Genomic DNA, 16,020 nt, shown 5'->3' on the forward strand with positions numbered 1-16,020 from the left:
ATGGTAAAACCAATTATCTGAACAATTACAACAACACAACATCCGGGTTTTTACTGCATGATCCCACAGATAAACCATGCACCTGGGCTGAGCCCGCAGGTGCTTTCCTATATTGAGACACTTCAGCAGCAAGGTTTTAGCGGTGATATTGCGACCGATTATGGCGCGCGCCTGAGTATGTCGGTCGATAACAGTATTTACCAGAGCCTGCCGGAAGCGATTATTTTTCCACGCTCTGTGGCAGATGTCGCCATGATCAGCCGCATTTCTGCTGAAAAGGACTATCAGTCGCTGACACTGACAGCGCGTGGCGGAGGCACAGGGACTAATGGTCAGTCACTGAATCAGGGCATTATTGTTGATCTGTCGCGCCATATGAACCGTATCCTTGAGATAAATACGGATGAAGGCTGGGTAAGGGTTGAGGCCGGGGTAGTAAAAGATCAGCTGAACCAGTGGCTGAAACCTTATGGCTTCTTCTTTGCACCCGAATTATCAACCAGTAACCGCGCCACTATCGGCGGGATGATTAACACCGATGCCTCGGGGCAGGGGTCGCTGGTCTACGGTAAAACCTCTGATCATGTGCTGGGGTTACGGGTTATTCTGGCTGACGGGGAGATGCTTGATACCCGGCCGGTGCCGGTCGCGCTGGCAGAGCAAATCGCCGCAGAACAGACCCGTGAAGGTGAAATTTATCAGCAAGTCCTCAAAAGCTGTCGTGATAACCGACAGCTGATCCTCGATAAGTTCCCACGGCTTAACCGTTTTATGACCGGTTATGACCTGCGCCATGTGCTGAGTGATGATCTGCAAACTTTTGATCTGACCAGAATTCTGTGTGGTTCAGAAGGAACTCTGGCGTTTATTACTGAGGCGCGGCTGAATATCACGCCCATCCCAAAAGTGCGTCAGTTGGTAAATATAAAATATGACAGCTTTGACTCGGCATTACGTAATGCACCCTTTCTGGTGCAGGCGCAGGCCCTGTCGGTGGAAACCGTAGACTCGACAGTCCTTAATCTGGCCCGTGAGGACATTGTCTGGCATTCGGTGAAAGAGCTGATTACCGATGTACCGGGAGAACAGATGCTTGGGCTGAACCTGGTTGAGTTTGCCGGGAATGACAGAGAACTGGCGGCGAAGCAGGTCAGTGACTTATGTCAGCGCCTGGACCAGCTGATGCAGGCCAGAGAAGCAGGAATTATTGGTTATCAGTGTTGTACACGGCTTGATGAAGTGGAACGTATTTATGCCATGCGTAAAAAAGCGGTCGGTCTGCTGGGCAATGCCAAAGGGCATGCCAAACCTATCCCTTTTGTGGAAGATACCGCAGTACCGCCAGAACAGCTGGCTGACTATATTACTGATTTTCGTGCGCTGCTGGACAGCCACGGACTGAGCTATGGCATGTTTGGCCATGTTGATGCCGGCGTTCTGCATGTCCGTCCTGCACTGGACATGTGTGACCCTCAGCAGGAACTGCTGATGAAACGCTTGTCTGACCAGGTGGCAGCCCTGACCGCAAGCTATGGCGGGCTATTATGGGGAGAACACGGAAAAGGCTACCGCGGGGCTTATACAGAGGATTTCTTCGGAGCTGAACTGTTTCGCGAATTACGGCGCATCAAACGTGCATTCGATCGGCAAAACCGGCTTAATCCGGGAAAAATCTGTACTCCTCTTGACAGCCCTGCAGTACTGAAACCTATCGAAAGCCCGACCCGTGGCAGCTTTGACCGGCAGATTCCGGTAACTGTCCGGGAAGACTGGCGCGGAGCGATGGAGTGTAATGGTAACGGGTTATGCTTTAATTTTGATGTGAACAGTCCGATGTGCCCGTCCATGAAAATTACCCGTAACCGGTTACATTCACCCAAAGGCCGTGCCACCCTGACCAGAGAATGGCTGCGTTTACTGGCGGAGCAGGGGGTTGACCCCCGACAGCTGGAACAGACTTTACCGCAGAATACTCTCAGTCTGCGCAGTTTTATCAGTAAACTGAAAAATACCCGCCAGGCAGCCAGAGGGGAATATGACTTCTCTCATGAAGTGAAAGAGGCAATGGCCGGTTGTCTGGGATGTAAAGCCTGCTCCAGCCAGTGCCCGATCAAAATTGATGTACCTTCATTCCGTTCCCGTTTTTTACAGCTGTACCACAGCCGTTATCTGCGGCCGGTCAGTGATCACCTGGTGGCCGCGGTGGAGAGCTATACGCCATTAATGGCCAGGGCACCACGGCTGTTTAATTTTTTCCTGACCAACCCGCAATTGCAGGCTTTTAGCAGGAAATATATCGGTATGGCTGATTTGCCCGCACTGTCATCACCGACCCTGAAACAACAGTTAGCTGGTCATCAGGCCCTGAGAACCTCACCGGATGATCTGCGTCACCTGAGCCTTGCCGAACGTCAGCAGTATGTGCTGGTGGTGCAGGACCCGTTCACCAGTTATTACGAAGCCAGACTGGTCAGTGATTTTATCAGCCTGATCAGTAAACTTGGCTTTAAACCGGTACTGGTGCCGTTTACGCCTAACGGTAAAGCGCAGCATGTAAAAGGGTTCCTGCAGCGGTTTGCCGGCACGGCCAGGAAGAGTGCCGGGGTACTGAATGAGCTTGCGGCGCTCGGGATCCCCATGGTCGGGACGGACCCGGCACTGGTACTCTGTTATCGCGATGAGTACCGGCAGGTGCTGGGTGACGCGCGGGGAGATTTCAGCGTATTACTGGCTCATGAGTGGCTGAACCAGGTGACCGCCGGGCGTGCTGAGCAGCAACCTGTCGGTGAGGCATGGTATCTGTTCCCCCACTGTACCGAAAATACAGCCCTCCCTCAGTCGGGCAGCCACTGGAAATCTATTTTCAGCCGTTTTGGCGCAAAACTGGAAACCGTCAATGCCGGATGCTGTGGTATGGCAGGTACCTATGGTCATGAAACCAGAAATCTTGATAACTCTCTGGGAATTTACCAGCTCTCCTGGCAGCCGCACATGCAACAGCGGGCCCGTCACCGTTGTCTGGCGACCGGTTATTCCTGCCGGAGTCAGGTAAAAAGGATTGAAGGCGAGGCAGTACGCCATCCGTTGCAGGCCTTGCTTGAGATGGTAAGTTAGTACGCAGACGCCGGTGTTAACCGCGGAAAGTGCATGCTGCGCTTTCCGCGCTGTTTCAGGGCAGTTGTTCGGAATAACAAAAAAATTCTTCCTGTAAATGGCATACCTGTTCCCATTCACCTTCCTGCATCAGGCGGTGGCTTAACTGACTGAGTGAGTAGCGAGCCAGTTGCAGCGCCTGTAAACGGAACAACATATCCTGAGCTTCATCGGCCATTCCGCTGACCAGTTGCTGGTGCAGGCTGAGTAAAATCGACAGACTGCGACCGTCATCGCCTTGCTGCTGGCATTTGTCGGCCATGCTCAGGCACAGGTCATTAAATCCCCGCAAATCCGCCAGTGAGCTGTCAGGCTGTTTTAGACGGTGTTTACGGTTATGGAACTCTCTGCACATTGCTCTGAGGGTCTGATGGTATTCTTCAAGGTGAATCGTTAGCCAGCCGGAAAATGAGAACATCACAATACCTCTCTGTAGTAATGATAATCATTATCATATAAGTGCCCAGTATTTTGCAAGCCTGACGTTTCTTAAGCAGAGTCGTCAGGAGGCTGTCTCAGGATTGTTGCTGCGGCCAGCGTGTGACAAGTCCGGAAAGGGCGAAATATCTTTACAAAGGCGGGTACTGAAAGCAGCAGATAGCAGATATGCAGCTTGCTGAACAGGGGCAGGCAGGAGGCGTGTATCAGACACAGCCACTGAGGGTTCAGCAAAAAAAGGCGGGAGAACGATGAAAGTCGCCGGAACGACAGATAAAAAAAATGGCGCCCGCAGGCGCCATTTTCACTACCAGAACGCTTACTTGCGGTATGCGTGAGCCTGGTTATCCAGACGCTGGTTAGCGCGAGCTGCGTCGTCTTTAGCAGCCTGAACGTCAGTACGTACTGCGTTCACGTCGGTGCTCAGCTGGTCAACTTTGGTGTTCAGAGTCTGAACATCGCTTGACAGTTGGTCGATTTTAGCATTGCTAGAACAACCAGCCAGCAGAGTTGAACCCAGAATTACCGCGCCCAGTACCAGTTTAGTACGATTCATTATTTTACCCTCTAAATTGAGTTAATCTCCATGTAGCCCAATAAGTATTACACAAAGTTTTTTGAGTTGAGAATATATTTTTTATGAGAACATGCTTAATTTCGTTTATTCGCTCAAAGAAACAGCGATTAATAAATTCTGATAAATTTTTTAGTAAAAACATTGAGATTTAATCGGATTTACCTTAATTATAAAAAGCATTTTTAGTCTCTTTTTATTTTTTTTTGAACTTATTTAAAATAAAAAGGCATAAAAAAAGGCGCCCCGCAGGACGCCTTGTCACAAATATATATTAAATAACGTGAACTGAAGCAGTATTTGTGGTGCCGCTTGGTACTAATGCCCCGGAAACCATTACCACAACATCGCCTTCCGCCGCATATCCGGCGCTGAGAGCAATCTCTTTACCGATACGATAGAAGTCATCAGTTGACGCGATTTCTTTAACCAGGTGTGTTTCGACACCTTTAGTCACTAATAGCTGGCGGGCCGTGGTTTCATTGGTGGTTAGTGCCAGAATAGTGGCTGACGGGAAATATTTACGGATAGATTTTGCGGATTTTCCGCCCTGGGTCGCCACAACAATCAGGGCTGATTGCAGTTTTTCCGCGGTTTCTACTGCGCCACGACATACAGCTTCTGTGATGCGTAATTTATGGCTGTCGTGCAGGGAGTCGATTCGGCTGCCCATCACACGGTCAGTACGGTCGCAGATCGTCGCCATAATAGTGACGGCTTCCAGCGGATATTTACCTTTAGCACTTTCACCGGACAGCATTACGGCATCAGTACCGTCGAGGATAGCATTCGCCACATCGCCGGCTTCAGCGCGGGTAGGGCGCGGGTTCTTGATCATCGAATCCAGCATCTGGGTTGCTGTGATCACCAGCTTACGTGCTTTGTTACATTTCTGAATCATCATCTTCTGGGCGAAAATAACTTCTTCCACCGGGATTTCAACCCCTAAGTCGCCCCTGGCCACCATAATGCCATCAGACGCTTCCAGAATTTCATCAAAGTTGTTCAGACCTTCCTGATTTTCGATTTTCGAAATAATCTGAATATTCTCACCGCCGTGCTGTTTCAGGTGTTCGCGGATTTCAAGCACGTCAGAACGTTTACGGATAAAGGACGCAGCAACGAAATCCACACCTTGCTCACAACCAAAAATCAGATCACGCTTATCTTTTTCCGCGAGGGCCGGTAACTGAATAGAGACACCCGGCAGGTTAACACCTTTGTTTTCACCCAGGTCACCATTGTTCAGTACTTTACAGACAACGGTATTTTCGGTGACTGACAACACTTCCATACCCAGCAAACCATCATCAACCAGAACCGTATTACCGATGGCCAGATCCGCGGCAAAGCCGGGATAAGTGACGGCAACGTGCTGATTATTACCAATAACAGACTGGTCGGTAGTAAAGGTAAATGTCTGTCCCGCCTGCAGCGAAACATCATTACCGCCTTCCAGTTTCATGGTGCGGATTTCCGGACCTTTGGTGTCCAGCAGAATAGCAGCATTGTGTCGGGTTTTACTGACCACTGCACGCAGGTTAGCGATACGCTGTCCATGTTCAGCATAATCACCATGAGAAAAATTCAGACGCATAACATTCATACCCGCATCCAGCAGGTGAGTCAGCATCTCTTCAGATTCAGTTTTTGGGCCGATAGTACAGACGATTTTGGTTTTTTTCATGACGGGTTATCTATAAGTTGTAATGGGTTAAGAAATACAGACCACCGGCCGGACAAGCCGATGACGGGGATTTTGGTCTCAGGTAACACAAACTCACAGGAGCGAACACGCCGATAAGAAGAGTAAAAACGGTCTGATGCGTAGGATCCCGCACCACACAAAGGCAGATAAGAAATGGATGTTGCGCAAGCTGTATACGTTAATGCTCTTATCACGTTATTCGCAGACACCGTTCAAGTGGACAACAGGGTTATTATAGTCACTAAGTGGGCGGAAACCAAACAGAAATCGGAATAAGCCTGATACAGAGCAGTGAAAGAATGATATTGCGCAACACTACATCAGATTTTCGAAGGGTGGCTGAAAAAAACTGAGACAGGCTGCTTCCGCAGTATCAGCGCGGTCCGGCGACCAGTGAAAGCACCGGATGACCGGGGACAGACAGCATACGTAAATCACGTAACCGTTCCCGGGAATAATTATCTGAAACCGGCAGCGGTTACCACCAGATTTCCATCTGAGCACCGAAGCTGACCTCACCACGGCTTCCGCGACTAAAGTTATAACCAGCGCTGTCACTGTAAGCCAGACCGTTACTTATGCCAGCCATATTATCCGGATCATACCCCCAGTTTTCCTGCCATTTGGCATAAGTGGTATATAACCGCAGTGCCGGACGGGCCCAGACATTCGGTCCGGCCTGCCATTGTTGTGCCAGAGTCAGTTTAAACTGGTTGTTGGTCTGTCCGGTACGCTGAGAATTGACCCGGTCATAACCGGCCTCCAGTAAGGTACTCATGATCGGGGTCCAGTTATACATTGGCCTGACCCCGGCGGTAAACCAGCGGGTACCATTGCGGTTATCGAGGTTAATGTCCTGATACATCGCAACATACATTAGCCCCCAGCGGTCATTGATTTCCATAGCCCCATGATCAATCAGCCGGAGCATACTCCCCTTATTCAGTACGGCTGCGCCTTCGCCACGGCCATTGTTTAATGAGGTCATGGCATCAGTAGCATACTGGAACACCAGCGTATTATAGCCTTCAGAAAATGTCTGTTTATGCTCGGCGCTGACCAGCCAGCCCTTTTTACTGGCATCCGGCGCCAGAGAGTAACCTTTGCGCAAATTAGCTTTACCGTAATCAATCCCTACTTCCAGCTCTCCGCCGGGGTTAACCGCAATACCCGCCAGACGTACATCGAAAGTATCGGTGATCACCGGTACCCGGTTTCGTTCATTTTCAATATACCCCTGCACGCCTCCGGCTTCGCTATTGCGGGTTACCGCCAGGGATAAGTTACCCAGCGGGGTGGTGATATTCTCCATCCCTGCACCCGGGCCGGAAATATCCCAATAGTAGAAATCAATCATATGCACGTCATGGCGCTGGTAAAAACGCTTCCCTGCCCAGAGTTTTGCGCCGGGTAAAGCCGGAATCAGGTTATCCCCCTGAATATTGACCTCACGCAGTGCCGGAGAAACTGACTCAGAATCTGCCTGCTGGGAAACGGCGTAAGCCAGGTTAGTATCAAAATAAAAAGAAGCATTATCCTGCTGCCAGACTTGCTGGCCCAGTTTCAGCTCAGCATAGGTTTCACATTCATTACCCAGCCGGTATTTGCTGCCAGCGCCGGTCGCTGTACTGCATTGCTGCTCACCTCCCTGGTTACTCCAGCCTATTCCGGAACGGGCATATCCTTTGAAATCGAGCGCATAAGCGGGGGAAACCGAGGCAATTGCCAGTGCGGCCAGCATTGCCGGTGCTCTTCCCTGAGTATTCATAATTACTCTCCTGTCAGGATACAGCGTCAGTGCTGTATCTGGGCGGGGGTCGCAGTGATTACGACCCGTGGTTATTGTCTGTCGGAAAATGCTCTGGGGTCTCCGGAGTCAGTAACCACCAGACGGCCTGGTAAGGTTTAAAGTAACCTCCTTGCCGTAACGGGTCGGCATCGGGATAGTTATTGATTAAGGGATGATATTCGCCAGTCTGTGGCAGGGAAGGTGGCAGCCAGCGGATTGCTGAGTCCGTCAGGTTAGCTGCAACCAGTAACAGCTGATCCTGCCAGCGACGGCAATAACACCAGATCCGGCTGTTGGCAGGGCAGAGATCCCGGTAGTCACCGAATTGCAGAACAGCGAGCTGTTTTCGCAGCTGAATTAACTGACGATAAGTATGGAGTACCGAATCGGGATCGCCGATGGCTGCTGCAACATTCATTCCTGCGGCAGGTGCTGCACATTCCAGCCAGGGCGTGCCGCTGCTGAAACCGGCATTTTTGCTGTTATCCCACAGCATCGGGGTTCTGCTGTTATCCCGTGATTTCGCTGCCAGAATATCCAGAGTATCCCGGGACGAGAGGCCTTGCCGGGTCAGCAGATGGTACATTGTCAGGCTCTCCACATCCCGGTACTGACTGATCTGCGTAAACCCGGCATTAGTCATGCCGATTTCTTCTCCCTGATAGAGATAAGGTGTTCCCTGCATACCGTACAGCACCATTGCCAGCATTTTGGCTGAATGTTGCCGGAAAGTGGTGTCGTTGCCGAACCGTGACACTACCCGCGGCTGGTCGTGGTTTCCCCAGAATAAAGCCCCGTTCGCCCGCTGATGCATACCCTGTTGCCAGTCAGAAAATATCTTTTTCAGCGCCACAAAATCGGCGGCAGCCAGAGTCCATTTTTCACCGTTACGGTAATCGACTTTCAGGTGATGAAAATTAAAGGCCATTGACAGTTCGGTATTATCAACAGACGCATATTGCTGACAATGTTCAAGGGTCGTCGAAGACATTTCTCCGACCGTGACCAATTGCAACGGACTGAAAACATCACGATTCATCTCACGCAGAAATTCATGAACCCGCGGGCCGTCCGTATAGAAACTGCGTCCGTCACCGTCAGGATCGTCGGTGAAACACGCCGGTTTGGAAATCAGGTTCACGACATCAAGCCGTAATGCATCGACGCCTTTACCGGCCCAGAAACGGCAGACTTCTTTTAGTGCCTCGCGGACGGGCGGATGCTCCCAGTTGAGATCAGCCTGTTCACGGCTGAATAAATGCAGGTAATGCTGTCCGCATTGCGGCTGCCACTGCCACGCCGGGCCACCGAATTTAGATAACCAGTTGGTCGGTGGCTTCTCCGGCGGAGAATCCTGCCAGATATAAAACGGGTGGTACGGACTCTGCGGATCACAGGCCTGAACAAACCATGGATGGCGGGTTGAGGTATGGTTGAAAACCATATCCATCATAATTGACAAATCACGCTGGCGGGCTTCACGGACCAGTCGTTCAAAATCTTCCATCGTGCCGTAACCCGGGTCGATCGCACAATAATCAGTAACATCATAACCATTATCGACCTGCGGCGACGGATATACTGGTGTCAGCCAGAGAATATCCACCCCGAGAAACTGTAAATAATCCAGCCGGCTGATAATCCCTGCCAGGTCTCCCTGACCGTTACCGGTAGTATCCTGAAAGCTTTTCGGGTAAATCTGGTAAACAACTTTGTCCTGAGTCCATGCTTTAGCCATTACAACAACCTGCCTGTTAGTGAGTTACGGATGAGTCAGTGACGGGGGAAGTGTCCGATGAGGATGCACTATGGAAACGCGCCACGATAAACGTCAGTACCAGAGGGACAATAATGGCGATCAGTATTGACACCCCATAGACGCCCCAGAATTTCGGCTGGATGGACAAAATACCGGGTAAACCACCGACGCCGATACCGTTAGCCAGAACCTGATTCATACCGCTAAACAGTGCTGCCAGTGCGGAACCAATCATTGCGCACAGCATCGGATAACGGAATTTAAGGTTCACCCCGTACATGGCGGGTTCAGTAACCCCGAGGTAAGCAGCGATTGCCGCAGGTACCGACACGGCACGTTCTTTCGGTGAACGGCGGATAATGATCATTGCCAGAACCGCGGATGCCTGCGCAATATTCGACAGGGCAATTAACGGCCAGACAGGGGTACCGCCCATGCTCTGGATCATCTGCATATCAATGGCAAGGGTGGTCTGATGGATCCCGGTAATCACCAGCGGGGCATATAAAAAGCCAAACAATGCTGCACCGACAGGGGCAAAGCTGCCGGTCATAGCCAGCTGCACGACGCTGGCAACACCGTCTCCCAGTAAGCGACCGAACGGGCCAATCAGACCGTGGGCCAGGGGGATCGCGACCAGTAATGCCGTGACAGGGACAATTACCAGGCTCAGGGAAACAGGAACCACCCGCCGTAACTGGCGTTCAATTATCGCCAGCGCCATACCTGCCAGTATGGAAGGGATGACCTGGGCCTGATACCCGACTTTTTCTACCAGGAACCAGCCAAAATCCCAGGTATCAGCTGCCGACTGACCCAGCTGATATGAGTTCATCAGTTGGGGAGAGACAAGGGTAATGCCGAGCACAATACCCAGTATCGGTGTACCGTCCATTTTCACCACCGTGGACCAACAGACGGCGACCGGCAAAAACATAAAAATGGCTTCACCGGGTAACCATAACAGGTCATACAAGGTCTGCCAGACCTGAGATGACTGGGCCAGGGTATTACCATCACTGAAAGGGATGTCGCCGATCACATTACGGAAACCGAGGATCAGACCGCCGCTGATTAGCGCCGGAAGTAACGGAAAGAAAATATCGGCAATATGCGAAAGGGCACGTTCAGCAATCGACATATTTTTGCGGGCGGCTTCACGCTGTTGGCTACGGTCTGCGCCCGTCAGACCGAGGGTTGTCATCATTGCTTTGTAGTAGTCATCAACTTCCGGGCCGATCACCACCTGAAACTGTCCGGCATTGGTAAAGCAGCCTTTGACCATCGGCAGGGTTTCCAGACCTGAGGGACTGGCCAGCGCGGGATCATTCAGTACCAGCCTCAGGCGGGTAATACAATGGGTGGCACTGACAATATTGTCTCGCCCTCCGAGGAATTTAATAAGTTTATCAATAATCTGCTGTTGAATTTCACGCATGGCACATCCTTATGGGTTCCCTGATAGAAAAGTTTTCCGGCAGTGTGGGTCCGTCATAAGCAGCATAATTAAAATGTGGCAAAAAGTGTTGGGAACGTTCCCGGAACTAAGGGCAGATCACAAAACCAGTACAATTTATCATCAGAAATCAGAGGTGAGTTTACCTTTCAGCAGAAAGCTTCTGACGGGGGCGGCGCGGGATAAATGTGCAATCAGCTGTCTTGCGGCCAGTTTACCGGCGGTGGCGTAACCAAACTCAAGCATGACAACATCAGGAAACAAAAAGCCTAATAAAGGGGTATTACCGATAGCCGCCACCTGAATATTTTTCTGCGGGTTTTGCCGCAGATACTTGTAAACACCGAGCGCCAGGGTGTCGGTTGCGCAAATCACAGCCGTGGTCTCATCAGTACAGACCTGTGCGGCAAGGTCATATCCGCTGTGATAGTCAAGAGAACCGAGTGCGGCAAGGGGGGTCAGCTTCAGCTGTTGGCAGGCCGACAGATAGGCCCGATAACGATCGCCGCCAGTGGTTTTATCCTCTTCATTGACCCCGAGATAACTGATGTTGCGGTGTCCCAGTTGCTGCAGGTGACTGGCAAGCAGGTTGACTGCTCCGGCGTCATCGTAGCAGACCGACGAAAAACCGCGGCATGACTGGACCATCAGCACCAGTTTGTTTTCCCAGCCAGCCAGCATCCCGGTGGTCAGTCCGGTGAAACCAAACAGGATCACACCATCGACTTCCCGCTGCCCGAGGACCTGCAGATGTTCTGTTACTTTCGTGGTACTGAACCGGCTTTCCAGCACCATAGCATCATAGCCATACTGGTAGAGCAGAGGAAGCATCGCACTGACGGCCTGATTTTCTGCGGCGGAGTCGAGTCTGGCAAGAATGACGCCGATCACCCGGCTTTCATTGACCCGCATAGCCCGTGCAGAACGTGAAGGAATAAACTGGTGTTGTTTAATCACCGCTTCAATACGCTGACGCGTTTGCGGGTGGACATCTCCCTGCTGATTAATCACCCGTGATACGGTTGATTTTCCGGTGCCACTGAGGCGGGCAATATCTTTAATCGTCAGACGTTTTGACATCACTGTGTTTCCATAAGCAATCCGTTGACCCGCCGACAGGCAGACGAAGAGTTATAGTAACCGAAATAACAGTAATAAGGGATATCAGTAACAGAACAACAAGAGAGGAAAAGCAGAATGGTGCGTTCTAGTGGACTCGAACCACCGACCCCCACCATGTCAAGGTGGTGCTCTAACCAACTGAGCTAAGAACGCATTACGAAATGGTGCGTCCGAGTGGACTCGAACCACCGACCCCCACCATGTCAAGGTGGTGCTCTAACCAACTGAGCTACGGACGCACTGGTGCGTTCTAGTGGACTCGAACCACCGACCCCCACCATGTCAAGGTGGTGCTCTAACCAACTGAGCTAAGAACGCATTCGCTATCATGCTGACAGCGGGACGAATATTAGCGGCACAGGACGGTGCTGGCAAGGAGAATAATGGTTTTTTATGACTGACTGGACAGCAACTGTGCGAAGCGGGTTATTTTTAATCACCGGCGCGGAAAAAACCGTCGCCGGTGCTGCTATCAGTGGGCCGCGCGGCGCAGTATCACCGCAGCGGACTGACGCTGTACCCACAGAATACGCCAGCTCATCATCAGTGCGGCGGCGGTCAGTCCGATGATAAAACCACACCAGAATCCGGCAGGGCCCATACGCGGTACCAGAATATCGGTCAGTGCCAGCAGATAACCGAACGGTAGCCCAAGTACCCAGTAGGACACCAGGGTAATAAAGAAGATCGACCGGGTATCTTTGTAACCGCGTAAAATACCGCTGCCGATAACCTGAACACTGTCAGAAAACTGATAAATAGCCGCCAGAAACATCAGGTGGGCGGCCAGCATAACCACCAGCGGATCGTCATTATACAGCAGAGCAATTTTATGACGGAAGACGACTGTTCCCAGGGCTGTAATACAGGCAAGACATAACCCCACCGCCTGGGCGGTCCAGGCCGCAATTTTTGCCTGTTCCGTATCCCCCTGACCTAAGCGGTATCCGACACGGATAGTCGCGGCAACCCCCATCGACATCGGCAGGACAAACATCATGGAGCTGAAATTCAGGGCGATCTGGTGACCTGCGACATCCACAATCCCCAGCGGAGAAACCAGTAAGGCCACGACCGCAAATAATGTCACCTCAAAAAACAGTGCTAATGCCACCGGTAATCCCAGTGCGAATAACCGCTTCAGGATTTGCAGGTCCGGAGCTGAACGGCGGGTCAGGTGGTTAATATCTTTCATCACTGGCATCCGGTTCACCCAGTAGCGCATCACCAGGAACATGACCCAGTAAACAGTCGCCGTGGCCACACCACAGCCAACACCACCGAGGGCGGGCATACCGAAATGACCGTAAATAAAGATATAGTTGAGGGGGATATTACATAACAGGCCGATAAATCCCAGTACCATGCCCGGTTTGGTTTTAGACAGGCCTTCACACTGGTTACGCAATACCTGAAACAGCAGATACCCCGGAGCCCCCCACATTAATGCGTGCAGGTAACGTTCGGCTTTATCCGCCAGTGACGGGTCAATATCAGGCATATGCCGCAATAACAAACCGGCATTCCATAACAGGATAATCGTCAGGATAGCCAGCCCGATAGCCAGCCAGAAAGCCTGGTGCACCTGATAAATAATTTTGTTCCGGCGGCCAGAGCCATTCAGCTGGGCAACCGTGGGGGTCAGGGCCAGCAATAACCCCTGGCCGAACAGGATCACCGGCAACCAGATTGAGGTACCAATAGCCACCGCCGCCATATCCGTGGCACTGACGGAACCTGCCATAATCGTATCAACAAAGCCCATCGCTGTTTGCGCGACCTGGGCCAGAATAACCGGAATAGCGAGCCCAAGGAGCTGACGCGCCTCAGTAAAATACTTCTGCACGAATACACCTGTAAAATAACAAAGGGAATAGAAGAGGAGAGATATCCTTATTGGCGACTAGTGTAGCGGGGTCTGAAAACTTAGCAACCGGTGAATTCAAACTATTTTTGCAATAATAAAGCCCCATTAATGGATAAACAGCCTGCCAGTGTTGTGTTACTCTGCGGAAAATATTCAGGGAGATTAACTATGTTTACAGGTATTGTGCAGGGGACGGCAGAAGTCGTCGCGGTCGATGAAAAACCGTTATTCCGAACCCACACACTGAGGTTTCCTTCACAATGGCTGGAAGGCCTGGAGATTGGGGCTTCTGTTGCGCACAACGGTTGTTGCCTGACCGTCACTGCTATACATGATGATCTGGTCAGCTTTGATCTGATTAAAGAAACATTGCGTATCACCAATCTGGGTGATATCACGCCGGGAAGCCGGGTGAATATTGAGCGTGCTGCAAAATTTTCCGATGAAATAGGTGGTCACCTGATGTCGGGTCATATCATGACCACAGCCGAAATATCGAAAATAATACAATCCGAAAATAACCGTGAAATCTGGTTCAGGCTGCAGGACAGTGCGCTGATCAAGTATATTTTACATAAAGGTTTTGTCGGTATTGATGGCTGCAGCCTGACAATAGGGGATGTGGTAGCGAACAAGTTCTGTGTACACCTGATCCCTGAAACACTGCAACGCACGTTACTGGGTCAGAAAAAGGTCGGCGACCGTGTGAATATCGAAATTGATCCGCAAACTCAGGCGGTAATTGATACGGTCGAACGGGTACTGGCAGCTCGCGAAATGGCAACCACAGAAGCGAAGGTATAAGCCGTCGTTATTTTATCGGCCTTGTCTGACAACAGGTGCCTCGCTGAACGATGTTCCTGTAAAAAGCCCGCCGGCTGTCACGACCAACCGGCGGGCTTTATTCTAAGACGAGCCAGTGAAGACTTAACGGGCTACCCGTAATCCGCCATCAATGCCGCGGCTGAAAACGACCTGCCATAACTGGATATCCCTGGCACGGAAGGCACCGGCGCAGGCATTCAGGTAATAACTAAACATACGTTTAAAACGCTGATCATAGTTATTTTCAAGCTGTGGCCAGCTGGCGAGAAAACGTTCGTACCACGCCATCAGTGTCCGGTCATAGTCCACACCAATATTATGCCAGTCTTCCATCACAAAATGCGGTTCGCTGGTCTGAGCGATATGCATCACTGACGGCAGACAACCATTCGGGAATATATATTTATCAATCCACGGGTCAACATTTAAATCGGTATGGTTAGATCCGATAGTATGCAGTAAAAAAAGTCCGTCAGGTTTCAGGTTGCGTGAAACCACATCGAAGTAGGTGGCATAGTTTTTCGGGCCGACATGCTCAAACATCCCGACAGACACAATCCGGTCAAAACTCAGATTAAGATCACGATAGTCTTGTAACAGGATAGTGACGTCCAGGCCTTCGCACCGTTGCCGGGCCATTTTTTGCTGTTCAGCAGAAATGGTGACGCCATGCACACTGACACCGTAACGACGGGCAGCAAACTCAGATAATCCGCCCCAGCCGCAGCCAATGTCGAGTAAAGTCATCCCCGGCTTTAACTGCAATTTACGGCAAATCATGTCCAGTTTAGCTTCCTGTGCGGCGTCCAGAGTGGTTGCCTCTTTCCAGTAACCGCAGGAATACTGCATAAAAGGATCCAGCATCAGACTGAACAGATCATTACCCAGATCATAATGTTCTTTACCGACAATCCAGGCGCGTTTTTTGGACTGAAGATTTTTAAGGCGGGCAGTAGCAATACGAAGTGTGTCTTTGAAATGATGTGGTAATTGTTTATCGAGTTTATATTTCAGTACCCGATAAAAAAACTGGTCAAGCCGTTCACATTCCCACCAGCCATCCATATAACTCTCACCAAGTCCCAGAGAGCCTTCCTGCAAGACGCGTTTAAAAAAATCAGAGTTTTTAACCTGAATATCCCATGGACGGTCGCCATTGATAGCAATATCGGCCATCGACAGCATTTCATTGGCAATGCGGTACCAATTATTTTCCTTAAGGCTAACTTCTGCTACACATGATGAACTCATACGCTTTATATCACCTGTTCTATTTTGAACCTGAGGAAAGAATAGCTGACTTTCACTGGTCCGTGAGTAAACTCACAA

The 16,020-nt window shown here is 50.8% G+C and carries 11 protein-coding genes and 3 tRNA genes; 2 read left to right on the forward strand and 12 right to left on the reverse strand.

Annotation, left to right across the window (positions count from 1 at the left end):
- Positions 1-57 precede the first annotated feature (57 nt).
- A complete protein-coding gene (locus JK198_RS03900) occupies positions 58-3,114 on the forward strand; it encodes an FAD-binding and (Fe-S)-binding domain-containing protein (RefSeq protein ID WP_212710073.1) in 3,057 nt (1,018 codons plus the stop codon).
- Positions 3,115-3,169: 55 nt separating this feature from the next.
- Here the strand turns inward: JK198_RS03900 and JK198_RS03905 are convergent, their stop codons facing one another.
- The 11 genes from JK198_RS03905 to JK198_RS03955 form a co-directional block, all read right to left on the reverse strand.
- Positions 3,170-3,571, reverse strand: coding sequence for a hypothetical protein (locus tag JK198_RS03905; protein ID WP_212706839.1), 402 nt, complete (start codon positions 3,569-3,571; stop codon positions 3,170-3,172).
- Between the two features lie 339 nt (positions 3,572-3,910).
- Positions 3,911-4,147 carry a major outer membrane lipoprotein gene (locus tag JK198_RS03910; protein WP_212706840.1) on the reverse strand — a complete coding sequence of 79 codons (237 nt, stop codon included), beginning with the start codon at positions 4,145-4,147 and terminating at the stop codon, positions 3,911-3,913.
- Positions 4,148-4,439: 292 nt separating this feature from the next.
- A complete protein-coding gene (gene pykF, locus JK198_RS03915; protein ID WP_212706841.1) occupies positions 4,440-5,852 on the reverse strand; it encodes a pyruvate kinase PykF in 1,413 nt (470 codons plus the stop codon).
- A 499-nt stretch (positions 5,853-6,351) separates the two neighbouring features.
- Positions 6,352-7,614, reverse strand: coding sequence for a maltoporin (locus JK198_RS03920; protein WP_249213255.1), 1,263 nt, complete (start codon positions 7,612-7,614; stop codon positions 6,352-6,354).
- A gap of 85 nt (positions 7,615-7,699) precedes the next feature.
- A complete protein-coding gene (locus JK198_RS03925) occupies positions 7,700-9,400 on the reverse strand; it encodes an alpha,alpha-phosphotrehalase (protein WP_212710077.1) in 1,701 nt (566 codons plus the stop codon).
- A gap of 16 nt (positions 9,401-9,416) precedes the next feature.
- Positions 9,417-10,859, reverse strand: coding sequence for a PTS trehalose transporter subunit IIBC (treB, locus tag JK198_RS03930; protein ID WP_212710079.1), 1,443 nt, complete (start codon positions 10,857-10,859; stop codon positions 9,417-9,419).
- A 141-nt stretch (positions 10,860-11,000) separates the two neighbouring features.
- Entirely contained in the window at positions 11,001-11,957 is a 957-nt protein-coding gene (gene treR / locus JK198_RS03935; RefSeq protein ID WP_212706845.1) for a trehalose operon repressor TreR, read from the reverse strand.
- A gap of 118 nt (positions 11,958-12,075) precedes the next feature.
- A tRNA-Val gene (locus JK198_RS03940) sits at positions 12,076-12,152 on the reverse strand.
- A gap of 9 nt (positions 12,153-12,161) precedes the next feature.
- Positions 12,162-12,238, reverse strand: a tRNA-Val gene (locus JK198_RS03945).
- A 2-nt stretch (positions 12,239-12,240) separates the two neighbouring features.
- Positions 12,241-12,317 (reverse strand) — tRNA-Val (locus JK198_RS03950).
- Positions 12,318-12,471: 154 nt separating this feature from the next.
- The gene (locus JK198_RS03955; RefSeq protein WP_212710080.1) at positions 12,472-13,845 is read right to left on the reverse strand and encodes an MATE family efflux transporter; all 1,374 of its coding nucleotides are present in this window, start codon (positions 13,843-13,845) and stop codon (positions 12,472-12,474) included.
- A gap of 189 nt (positions 13,846-14,034) precedes the next feature.
- Here JK198_RS03955 and JK198_RS03960 point away from each other — a divergent pair, with 189 nt between their 5' ends.
- A complete protein-coding gene (locus tag JK198_RS03960) occupies positions 14,035-14,670 on the forward strand; it encodes a riboflavin synthase subunit alpha (RefSeq protein ID WP_212710081.1) in 636 nt (211 codons plus the stop codon).
- A gap of 123 nt (positions 14,671-14,793) precedes the next feature.
- Here JK198_RS03960 and cfa read toward each other — a convergent pair whose 3' ends face one another.
- On the reverse strand, positions 14,794-15,942 hold the full coding sequence (gene cfa, locus JK198_RS03965; RefSeq protein ID WP_212706848.1) for a cyclopropane fatty acyl phospholipid synthase: 1,149 nt from the start codon (positions 15,940-15,942) through the stop codon (positions 14,794-14,796).
- Positions 15,943-16,020 lie beyond the last annotated feature (78 nt).

The sequence above is a fragment of the Tatumella sp. JGM91 genome, assembly GCF_018257575.1.
Taxonomy (GTDB): Bacteria; Pseudomonadota; Gammaproteobacteria; order Enterobacterales; family Enterobacteriaceae; genus Tatumella; species Tatumella punctata.

What these genes read in the sequence shown, in the direction of transcription:
- JK198_RS03900 (WP_212710073.1), top strand. Translation starts at nt 58, where the DNA reads ATGATCCCACAGATAAACCATGCACCTGGGCTGAGCCCGCAGGTGCTT.
- JK198_RS03905 (WP_212706839.1), bottom strand. Translation starts at nt 3,571, where the DNA reads ATGTTCTCATTTTCCGGCTGGCTAACGATTCACCTTGAAGAATACCAT.
- JK198_RS03910 (WP_212706840.1), bottom strand. Translation starts at nt 4,147, where the DNA reads ATGAATCGTACTAAACTGGTACTGGGCGCGGTAATTCTGGGTTCAACT.
- pykF (WP_212706841.1), bottom strand. Translation starts at nt 5,852, where the DNA reads ATGAAAAAAACCAAAATCGTCTGTACTATCGGCCCAAAAACTGAATCT.
- JK198_RS03920 (WP_249213255.1), bottom strand. Translation starts at nt 7,614, where the DNA reads ATGCTGGCCGCACTGGCAATTGCCTCGGTTTCCCCCGCTTATGCGCTC.
- JK198_RS03925 (WP_212710077.1), bottom strand. Translation starts at nt 9,400, where the DNA reads ATGGCTAAAGCATGGACTCAGGACAAAGTTGTTTACCAGATTTACCCG.
- treB (WP_212710079.1), bottom strand. Translation starts at nt 10,859, where the DNA reads ATGCGTGAAATTCAACAGCAGATTATTGATAAACTTATTAAATTCCTC.
- treR (WP_212706845.1), bottom strand. Translation starts at nt 11,957, where the DNA reads ATGTCAAAACGTCTGACGATTAAAGATATTGCCCGCCTCAGTGGCACC.
- JK198_RS03960 (WP_212710081.1), top strand. Translation starts at nt 14,035, where the DNA reads ATGTTTACAGGTATTGTGCAGGGGACGGCAGAAGTCGTCGCGGTCGAT.
- cfa (WP_212706848.1), bottom strand. Translation starts at nt 15,942, where the DNA reads ATGAGTTCATCATGTGTAGCAGAAGTTAGCCTTAAGGAAAATAATTGG.